Consider the following 10,277-nt stretch of genomic DNA (forward strand, 5'->3'; position numbering starts at 1 on the left):
TGTTCCGCGCGGACTCTACCACCCCGGCTTAACTGAGCCTCACCAGACCTGAAAGGTCATTGTCTTGTCCCTGCTCGACCTCGGTGCCGCCCAGCGCGGCATCTGGAACGCCCAGCTCCTCGACCCGACGTCCCCCTACTACGTCGTCGGCGAGGTCCTGGAACTCGACGGTCTGGCCTCCGGCGCGGACGGGGAGAGCCCCGTCGACCTGCTCGCCGAAGCCGTCCGGCTGACCGTAGACGAGTCCGAGACCCTGCGACTGCGCTTCACCGACACCGCCGACGGTCCCCGGCAGTTCGTCGACGACACCCCGGCGTCCCGCCCGGAGATCCGTGACCTCTCCAGCGCGCCGGACCCGGTGCTGCTGGCCCACGCGGTCATCGACGCGGAGAAGGCGTCCTGCGGTGAGCGCTGGCGCACCATGACCGACGGTGATCTGCACCGCTACCTGATCCTCGACCTGGGTTCCGATGACGCCGGGCTGCGTCGGGTGTGGTGCGTGCAGCTGTACCACCACATCATCGTCGACGGGTACAGCGCCGCGCTGCTCACCCGCCGCACCGCCGCGCACTACACCGAACTCGCGGGGGGACGCGCCGCCCGGCGCACCAGGTTCGCCCCGATCGCCGAGATCGTCGAAGCCGACCTGGCCTACGCCGCGGCGGACAGGGATACAGACCGCGCGTTCTGGCACGACTACCTCACCCCCGCCCCGGACACCACCGGCCGCGAGGACCATGTCCACGGTGCGGGCACGACCTCGATCACCACGACAGTACGTCTCTCCGCCGGGGAGATGACCGACCTGCGGGCACGTGCCGAGGACGCCGGCCTGGTCTGGTCGGACCTGGTCATGGCGGCCTACGGTGCCTGGCTGCGCAAGTTCGGGTTCACCGGTACCCGGGTCGACGGTTCGCAGGAGGCCCTGCTGGCGATGCCGATGATGGCCCGGACCTCGGGCCCGCTGCGCCGCACCCCGGCGATGCTGGTGAACATGCTGCCGCTGCGTTTCCCGGTGGCCGGCACCGACACTCTGGAGCAGGTCGCCGCCGCGGCACACTCCGCCCTTGACGAGGTCCGTTCCCACCAGCGCTACCCCGGCTCCGAACTGGCCCGCGACCTGCGTGGTACCGGTGGCCCGGCGGTGTTGCACGGCATCGGTCTGAACCTCAAGACCTTCGACTTCTCCCTTGATTTCGCCGGCACCGTCGGTGTTCTCCGCAATGTCGCCGGTGGCCCGCCGGAGGACCTCGTCCTCGTGGTCACCCCGGCCGCCGACGGTGGCGTCGACCTCGGTTTCGAGACCGACCCGTTGAGCGTCCCCGCGGCGACCGCCCGGCAGCGACTCGAGGACATCCGTGCCTTCCTCACCTGCTCCGGCCCGCTGGCCGATGTCCGCCTGCGGGACGCCACCTTCCGTGCCACCGTCGCCGCGGACCGGGCCGGGGAGCCCCTGCCCGAGGTCGTCCCCACCCTCGACGAACTCGTCGACCGGCTCGGAGTCCGTTCCTCCGGTGAGAGCGCCTGGGAGACCGCGGACGCTCCCCTGCTCGTCAGTGACGACGCCACGGTCTCGCTCACTGCCGCCGAGGTCCACCGGCAGGTCGCGGACCTGGTCACTGAGCTGTCCGGTGCCGGTGACGATGGCTCGGTCATCGCCCTCGACCTGCCGAAGGGACCGGACCTCGCCGTCGCAGTCCTGGCCGTGTGGCGCGCCCACCGCGCCTTCGTCGTCCTCGACCGCGAGCACCCGGCGGCGCGTCGGACACAGATCCTCGGTGACTCCGGTGCCGTCGCGGTCCTCGACGAGAACGGCCTGCGCACCACTGACACGGACAGCACCGCAGCGGCCCTCCCCGACCTGGCCTATCTCCTCTACACCTCGGGTACCACCGGCACCCCGAAGGGCGTGGAGATCACCCGGTCCGCCGTGGAGTCCCTGCTCGCCGGGCACGCCGCCGAGCTCTGGCCGGACGCCTGGTCACGCTCCACCGACGGTCGCCTCCATGTCGCGCACACGGCGTCCTTCTCCTTCGACGCCGCACTGGACCAGCTCGCCTGGATCTTCACCGGTGCCACCGTGCACCTCTACGACCACGGCACCGTCGGTGATCCGGCCGCGGTGCGTACCGTGCTGCAGCGCGACCGGATCTCCGTGCTCGACGCCACCCCCTCGCTCGCCGGTGCACTCATCGACTCCGGTGCGCTCCACGATTCCGCGGTGAGCACCGTCATCCTCGGTGGTGAGGCGATACCGGCGTCCCTGTGGGACCGGCTCGCAGCGTCGCGTATCTCTGCATGGAACGTCTACGGACCGACCGAGACCACGGTGGACGCCCTCACCGCGCGCGTGACGCCGGGACCGGTCACCATCGGTCGTGCCGTGCCGGGCATGACCGCGCTGATCCTGGACACCGACGGTGAACCCGTGCCGGACAACGAGGTCGGCGAGCTCGTCCTCGCCGGGCCGCAGGTGGCGCCGGGCTACCGCGGTCGCCCGGAGCAGACCGCCGAGGTCTTCGGTGAGATCGACGGGAGCGACGGGAGCATCCGCAGCTACCGTACCGGAGACCTGGTGCGGTGGATGCCCGGACGCGGCACCCTGTTCCTCGGCCGTGCCGACGACCAACTGGAGATCCGCGGCCACCGTGTCGAACCCGGCGAGGTCGAGGCCGCACTGCTCGCCCTGCCCGAGATCACCGGTGCCGCCGTCGGTACCTTCGGGGCGCCCGGCGCGCTGAAACTCATCGCCCATGTGTCGCTGACTGAGGCGGCTGCCGCCCGGGTCCCGGCCTTCGATGTGCGGGCCGCGGTCGCGGAGACGGTGCCCGGACACCTCGTGCCGACCCGGGTGCAGGTCCATGACCGGCTGCCGCTGACCGTCGGCGGCAAGATCGACCGCCGTGCCCTCGCGGAAAAGGTGAACGTCACCCCAAATGTCGCCCCGGGTGGCAGATTCCCGGAGAGGGCGGCAGAGGAAGATTCAGTGAACCCCCGGAGCGCCGCCGAACTGGTCCTCGCCGACGTCCTTGCCGGGATTCTCGGCCTCGACTCCGGTGACCTGCTGCCCCTGGACCGGGACTTCATCAGTCTCGGTGGCGACAGCATCGGTGCTCTCACCGCCGCCGGGCGCCTGCGCCACCGTGGCTACGGCATCGCCGCGAAGGACCTGCTCGCCGGGACGGAACTGGCCGATGTCGCCGCCGCAGCCGAGCGGGTCACCCCGGACACCGGACGCGGGGCAGCGCAGGAGGACGGCGCTGCACCCGGCACCACCACCGGCACCGGCACCGGCACCGGTGCAGACACCCTCTACGCCACCGGCGCCTTCCCCACGACAGCCGTGCCTGCCCGAGCAGCTCTGACCGGTACGGTCTCCGCCCCCGGAGTCGACCGCGACCGCCTGCTCACCGCCGTCACCACGATGATGACCACCCACGGTGCACTGCGCGCCGTCCTCGACCTCACCGCCGACACCCCGCAGATCATCGTCCCGCGTACCCCGCTGGTCGACCCGGCCGAGGTCATCCTGGAGACGACCGCCGACACCGCCACGCCTGCCGGCCTCGCCCCGCAGCGCGGCCTCGTCTGGCGCGTCACCATCCCCGACGACAACGGCGACCTGCAGGTCACCGTGCACCGCAGCGTCCTCGACCCGGACAGTACCGCCACCTTCCTCGCGGAACTGGACCGTGCCCTGGCCGGCCGCCCGCTATGTCCTGCCGCCGGGTCGTGGCGCGCCGCCGCACTGGCCGACACCACCACCGGACCCGACCTCGTCGCCGACGAGACACAGGAACCGGCACAGGAGTCGGCACAGCAGCCCACCCTGCTCGAGGTGCCCGACCGCGAAGCACTGTTCTCCCTGCTCCCCGAGCTGTTCCACACCACCCCGGAGGTCGTGGTCACGGCCGCAGCGGCACTCGCGACCGGGCAGGCCGTCGGTATGCGCCTCCGCACCACCGACACGCAGGTCCTCGGCAACCTCGCCCACACCACCACCCTGCCGGCGCTCACCGGCACGCCCCGCGAGGTCCTGCTGCAGGTCAAGGAGGCACCCGAGAGTGTCGCGACCCCTGCACTGACGGTCGGGCCGGTGTCCTCTCCGATGCTGCCGACCGGGCCGACGCTGCTCACCGCCGGTGCCCCGCACCTGCTCGTCAGCCCGGAGGACGCGCGGCTCTACAACGGCACCCCGGAACTCGCCGCGCAGCTCACCGAGGCACTGACCGCCCTGGCCGTGCTCGCCCGGACCACCGACGGTGGGGCCGCCCCTTCCGACCTGGCCGTCGAAGTCAGCCAGGCGCAGATCGACATCTGGGAACAGCGCCACGGCCCGCTCGCCGACGTGTGGCCGGTCTCCCCGCTGCAGGAAGGCCTGCTCTACCACGCACTCAGCGGCGGGTCGGGCTACGTCCTCTCCGCCGGCATCGATCTGCGCGGACCAGTCGACGCCGACCGCCTCCACCGGGCCTTCCGCTCCACCCTCGGGCGCCACGATCTGCTCCGCGCCCGCTTCGACGGTGAGAGCCTCGACGAACCCGTGCAGCTGATCCCCCGTGGCGTCGAGCTGCCGTGGCGCACCGTCGACCTCCGCTACCTCCCGGCGGACGCCGCCACCGCGGCCGCCGACGACCGGCTGCGCGCCATGGCGTCCCGGCGCATCGACCTGACGGCCGGCCCGCTCGTCGCCGCCGAGCTCGTCCTGCTGCCGGGAACCGGGGAAGCGGACACGGTGTCCGCCCGCCTGGTCCTCGGCAACCACCACCTTCTCACCGACGGCTGGTCCACCCCGGTCATGCTGCGTGACCTGCTCAGCATCTACCACGGGGACGCCCTGCCTTCCGCCGCCCCCTACTCCGACTACCTCACCTGGCTCGCCGACCGCGATGCCTCGGGTGCCACCGACGCCGACGACGACGCCTGGCGTGAGCGACTGGGCACCACCACCGGCACCGTCAACGGCACGATCATCCACGACCTCGCCCCGGTCACGCCCGAGGACCTGGAGCGCACCGGTGAGGTGACCCGGGAAACCGTCGATGAGCTGACGGTCCCGGACTCGCTGGCCCAGCGTGCCCGCGCCGCCGGCGTCACCGGGAACACCCTGCTGCAGGCTGCCTGGTCACTGACCCTCGCTGCGCTGACCGGCCGGGAGGACGTCATCTTCGGGACGACGGTCTCGGGGCGTCCGACCGAACTGCCCGGCATCGAGCAGACCGTCGGGCTGTTCATCAACACCCTGCCTGCCCGCGTCACCCTCGACGCCGCAACCCGCGCCGGCACCGTCACCGACCTGCTGCGCACCATCGGACGTACCCAGGCCGCGATGACCGCCCACGAGTCCACCCCGCTGATCCGTGTGGAGCAACTCGCCGGCGGCGGGGCGTTGTTCGACACGCTCGTCGTCTTCGACAACTTCCCCTCACTGCCCGCCACTCCCCTCACCGGCGACCGGATCGGTGTAGCGGAGGTGCACGTCGACGGCATGACCAGCTTCCCACTGTCCTGTGTCGCACCGCCGACCGACCCGGGCGAGCCGATGCGCGTCGTCCTCGCGCACCGCCCCGACCTGGTGGACGCCGCCTTCGTCACCCTCGCGCGCGACACCCTCACCCGGGTCCTCGACGCCCTGGTCGGGGATCCGACCGTGGACGAGGTGCTGAGCGGACTGCCCCGTTGGGAGGGCACCTGCACCGGAAAAGGCGCCACGCCGGTCGCCCAGGCTGCTCAGCCCGCTCAGACCGCTGCACCGGCTGAACCCGCCCGGCCGACCCCGACCAATCCCGACCTGGGCCCCGCCGAGGTCACCGCGACCGTCGCCGGCGTCATGGCGTCCCTGCTGAAGACGGACCACGTGGGCGACCACGACAACTTCTTCGACATCGGCGGCCACTCCCTGCTCGCCATGCGACTGCTCGGCCGGCTGCGTCGCGAGGGGCTCGACGAGGTCACCATCCAGGACATCGTCGAGACCGGCTCCCCCGCCGCCCTGGCCGCACGGCTGACCGGTGGCGGATCGAGCCAGATCCTGCCGCTGGGCCCCGGCGCCCAGTCACCCGTCTTCGCCGTGCACCCCGGCGGTGGGTTCGCCCTGCCGTTCCGTGGCCTCGCCGACCGCCTCTCCGCGCACGACATCCCGGTCACCGGCCTGCAGCTCCCGGACCCGCACCCGGCGGTCACCGACCTGACGGAGCTCGCCGTCGGCTACGTCGACTCCGTCCAGCAGGTCCAGGCACACGGCCCCTACCGGCTTCTCGGATACTCCTTCGGCGGCGTCCTCGCGCAGGCCATGACCGCCGAACTGCTGCGCCGCGGTGAAGAGGTCTCCTGGCTCGGCATCATGGACGCCTACCCCGCAGGAGCCGGCCCCGTGCCTGAGTCACCTGCCGAGACCCCTGAGCTCACCGCCACGCAGATCGCCGCCGTCGCCGGAGTCCCTGACATCGACGACATGCCCGGTGGCGCCGAGGCCGCCGAGATGATGGCACGCACCCTGGGCACCAACCTCGCCTACTGCGACGGCCTGCTGCGCACCGCCGCCCCGGTGGACCTCACCGCCTTCGGTGGCGAGACCCAGCTCATCGTCGCGACAACGGCCGATGAGCGGGTCGCCGACCTGCAGGGGCACCGCGGGTGGGACCCCGCTTCCGCCTGGGCCGGCGTCCTCCCCCGCACGCCCCGCACCCTCACCCTCGACCTCACCCATGCCGGTCTCGCCACCGACGCCGGCTGGGACGCGATCACCCCTGCCATTCTGGAAGGACTGCAGTGAACCATCAGACTGTTCTCGACGCCGCGACCGATGCCGACGCCCCCGGCAACCCCGACGTTCTCGCCACCGGTGTCCCCCGTGAGGACGCCGAGCGCTACCGCAAGCTCGGTGCCTGGACCGGCGACACCCACTGGGCCCTGTTCCGCCGTGCCGTGGAATCCTGGCCCGCCGAAACCGCCGCCACCGACCGGCACCGCACCGTGACCTGGACAGGGCTGGACGAGGGCGTGTCCCGTGCCGCCGCCGTCCTGGCCGGTGCCGGGGTGGGTCGCGGTGACGGCGTCATCATCCAGCTGCCGAACTCCGTGGCCTACCTGGAGACCGTCTTCGCCGTCTGGCGGCTCGGCGCGATCCCGGTGTTCTCCCTTCCCGCCCACGGCTCCACCGAGATCCGCCACTTCGCCTCCCACGCCCCGGCCCGGTTCTACGTCTCCACCGCGACGCCGAACCGTCACCTCGCCCGGGTGCACCGGGACGTCGCCGAGGAGGTCACCATGATCCTCGTCGACGAGGCGTCCCCGTGGGACGGGGCGGACGCCCTGCCCGTGCCGGACGCCGCGTCCGTCGCCCCCGACGAGCTCGCCTTCCTGCAGCTCTCCGGCGGCACCACCGGTGTGCCCAAGCAGATACCGAAGACCCACGACGACTACCTCTACTCCGTGCGCGCGTCCGTCGATGTCTGCGATCTGCGGCACGGGGATGTGCTGCTGGTGGCGCTGCCCGCCTCCCACAACTTCACGATGAGCTCCCCTGGCATCCTCGGCGCGGTGCAGGTCGGTGCGTCCATCGTCTTCGCCGCCGACCCGATGCCGACTGAGGTGCTGCCGCTGATCGCCGAGCACGGTGTCACCCACCTGGCCCTGGTGCCGCCGGCGCTGATCAGTCTGCTGAACTTCCCGGAGCGCGACTCCTTCGACGTCTCCTCGGTCCGCACCGTGTGGGTCGGCGGGGCGAAACTGTCGGAAGCCGCCGCCCGTCGCGTCCACCCGGAACTCGGCTGGACGCTCCAGCAGGTCTTCGGCATGGCTGAAGGACTGGTCAACTACACTCCGCTGGACGCCTCGATCGAGGAGACCGTCGCCACCCAGGGACGCCCCATGAGCCCGTGGGACGAGATCCGCGTGGTCGACGACGAGGACGTCGACGTGCCGGAGGGTGAGCCGGGAAATCTGCTCACCCGCGGTCCGTACACGATCCGCCGCTACCACCGTGCCCCCGAGGTCAACGCCCGGTCCTTCACCGCCGACGGCTTCTACCGCACCGGCGACATCGTCGTCTTCCGCGGCGGGACGCTCACCGTCGTCGGCCGTGCCAAGGACCAGATCAACCGGGGTGGTGAGAAGATCGCGCCGGAGGCCGTGGAGAACATCCTGCTCACCCACGACGCTGTCCACGACGTCTCTGTCGTCGGCATGCCGGATGAGGTGCTCGGTGAGAAGATCCGCGCGTTCGTCATTCCCCGGCAGGACGCCGCCTCCGATCCCGCTGCGCACGGACTCACGCCTACCAAGCTTCGGAAGTTCGCCCGCGAGGCCGGGCTGTCGAGCTTCGCGGTGCCCGACCTCATCGACATCGTCGCCGAGTTCCCGCTGACCGGCGTCGGCAAGGTCTCCAAGAAGGCTCAGCAGGCCTAGGCGGGCGTCCGGAGCGGTCGGGAGTCCGGAGCATCCGTCGAAATCTGCGGGCACGAATGCACTGAACTGCCGGGTTCACGCCATCCGTGCTCGCAGATTACGTCTGTCGACGTCCTCCCCGAGGCACACTTCCTGACCCGGACGCGCGAAAGCCCCCGACCCGGACAGACCCGGGGCGGGGGCTTTCGGTGATCAGTGACGATCAGGCGTGAGCCCTGCGGAAAGCAGAGACTACTTGGCCTTCTCGATGATCTCGACGAGACGGAAGTGCTTGTCCTTGGACAGCGGGCGGGTCTCCTCGATGCGGACGAGGTCGCCGATACCGGCGGTGTTCTCCTCGTCGTGCGCCTTCACCTTGGTGTTGGTGCGCATGATCTTGCCGTAGAGCGCGTGGCGCTTACGGTCCTCGAGCTCGACAACGATGGTCTTGCTCATCTTGTCGGACACCACGTAGCCCTGACGGACCTTGCGGCTGCCCTTGGTGTTCTCGTTGGTCACGTTGGCCTCACTCATGCTGCGTCACCCTCCGGAGCGGTGGACAGGCCCAGGTCGCGCTCGCGGAGCACGGTGTAGATCCGGGCGATGTCGCGCTTGACGGTGCCGAGGCGACGGTTGTTGGTCAGCTGACCGGTGGCGTTCTGGAAGCGCAGGTTGAACAGCTCCTCCTTCGCCTCCTTCAGCTTGGTGGTCAGCTCGTCGTTGCTGAGGTCACGGAGCTCGTGAGCCGGGGTACCGGTAGCCATCAGAACTGATCCTCCTTCTTGACGATGCGCACCTTGCAGGGGAGCTTGTTACCGGCGCGACGGAGAGCCTCGAGGGCGATCTCCTCGTTAGGGTAGGACATCTCGAACAGGATGCGGCCGGGCTTGACGTTCGCGACCCACTTCTCGACCGGGCCCTTACCGGAACCCATACGCACGCCGAGCGGCTTCTGGGTCAGCGGACGGTCCGGGAAGATGTTGATCCACACCTTGCCACCACGCTTGACGTGGCGGTTGATGGCGATACGAGCAGCCTCGATCTGACGGTTGGTGATGTAGGTCGGCTCCAGGGCCTGCAGGCCGTAGTCGCCGAAGGTCACGCGGTTGCCGCCCTTGGACACACCGGAACGGTGCGGCCGGTGCTGACGGCGGAACTTGACGCGCTTGGGGATAAGCATGGGTTAACCCTCCTGCTTCTGGTCGGCACGCTGCCGGCGGGCCCCACCGCGACGCGGACGCTCACGACGGGCGCCACCGCGGGAGTTGCGCTCGTCACGGGCGTTCAGCAGAGACTCGCGGCGGCCGCCGACGACGTCACCCTTGTAGATCCAGACCTTCACGCCGATGCGGCCGAAGGTGGTGTGGGCCTCGTAGGTGCCGTAGTCGATCTCGGCGCGCAGGGTGTGCAGCGGAACGCGACCCTCGTGGTAACGCTCGGTGCGGCCCATCTCAGCGCCGCCCAGACGACCGGAGCAGACGACCTTGATGCCCTTCACCTGGGGCTGGCGCATCGCGGACTGGATGGCCTTGCGCATCGCGCGGCGGAAGGCCACGCGGTTGCTCAGCTGCTCAGCGATGGACTGGGCCACCAGCTGGGCGTTCGCGTCGATGTTCTTGACCTCGAGGATGTTCAGCTGGACCTGCTTACCGGTCAGCTTCTCCAGACGGCCACGGATCCGGTCGGCCTCGGCGCCGCGGCGACCGATGACGATACCCGGGCGGGCGGTGTGGATGTCCACGCGGACGCGGTCGCGGGTGCGCTCGATGACGACGTCGGCGATGCCGGCGCGGTCGAGGCCCTTCGACAGGAACTCGCGGATCTTGATGTCCTCGGCGAGGTAGTCAGCGTACTGCTTGTCGGCGTACCAGCGGGAGCGCCACTCGGAA

Annotated in this window: 6 protein-coding genes; 2 read left to right on the top strand and 4 right to left on the bottom strand. The window is 70.6% G+C overall.

Annotated elements, in window-relative coordinates; all coding sequences use genetic code 11:
- Nucleotides 1–64: 64 nt before the first annotated feature.
- A complete protein-coding gene (locus Q0A27_RS06000; RefSeq protein WP_291474147.1) occupies nt 65–6,775 on the top strand; it encodes a condensation domain-containing protein in 6,711 nt (2,236 codons plus the stop codon).
- Nucleotides 6,772–8,409, top strand: coding sequence for a (2,3-dihydroxybenzoyl)adenylate synthase (locus Q0A27_RS06005; RefSeq protein WP_291474148.1), 1,638 nt, complete (start codon nt 6,772–6,774; stop codon nt 8,407–8,409). The genes Q0A27_RS06000 and Q0A27_RS06005 overlap by 4 nt, the downstream gene beginning before the upstream one ends.
- A gap of 231 nt (nt 8,410–8,640) precedes the next feature.
- Here the strand turns inward: Q0A27_RS06005 and rpsQ are convergent, their stop codons facing one another.
- The 4 genes from rpsQ to rpsC all read right to left on the bottom strand — a co-directional run.
- Nucleotides 8,641–8,922 carry a 30S ribosomal protein S17 gene (gene rpsQ, locus Q0A27_RS06010; protein WP_291474149.1) on the bottom strand — a complete coding sequence of 94 codons (282 nt, stop codon included), beginning with the start codon at nt 8,920–8,922 and terminating at the stop codon, nt 8,641–8,643.
- Entirely contained in the window at nt 8,919–9,152 is a 234-nt protein-coding gene (gene rpmC / locus Q0A27_RS06015; protein WP_291474150.1) for a 50S ribosomal protein L29, read from the bottom strand. The genes rpsQ and rpmC overlap by 4 nt, the downstream gene beginning before the upstream one ends.
- Entirely contained in the window at nt 9,152–9,568 is a 417-nt protein-coding gene (gene rplP, locus Q0A27_RS06020) for a 50S ribosomal protein L16 (RefSeq protein WP_014010887.1), read from the bottom strand. Before rplP ends, rpmC begins: the two co-directional genes overlap by 1 nt.
- Before the next feature lie 3 nt (nt 9,569–9,571).
- Nucleotides 9,572–10,277 (bottom strand): 30S ribosomal protein S3 (rpsC, locus tag Q0A27_RS06025; protein ID WP_291474151.1); only part of this gene is annotated, 706 nt, incomplete at its 5' end.

Origin of the sequence: Corynebacterium sp. (genome assembly GCF_022712275.1) — a bacterium.
Lineage (GTDB): Bacteria > Actinomycetota > Actinomycetes > Mycobacteriales > Mycobacteriaceae > Corynebacterium.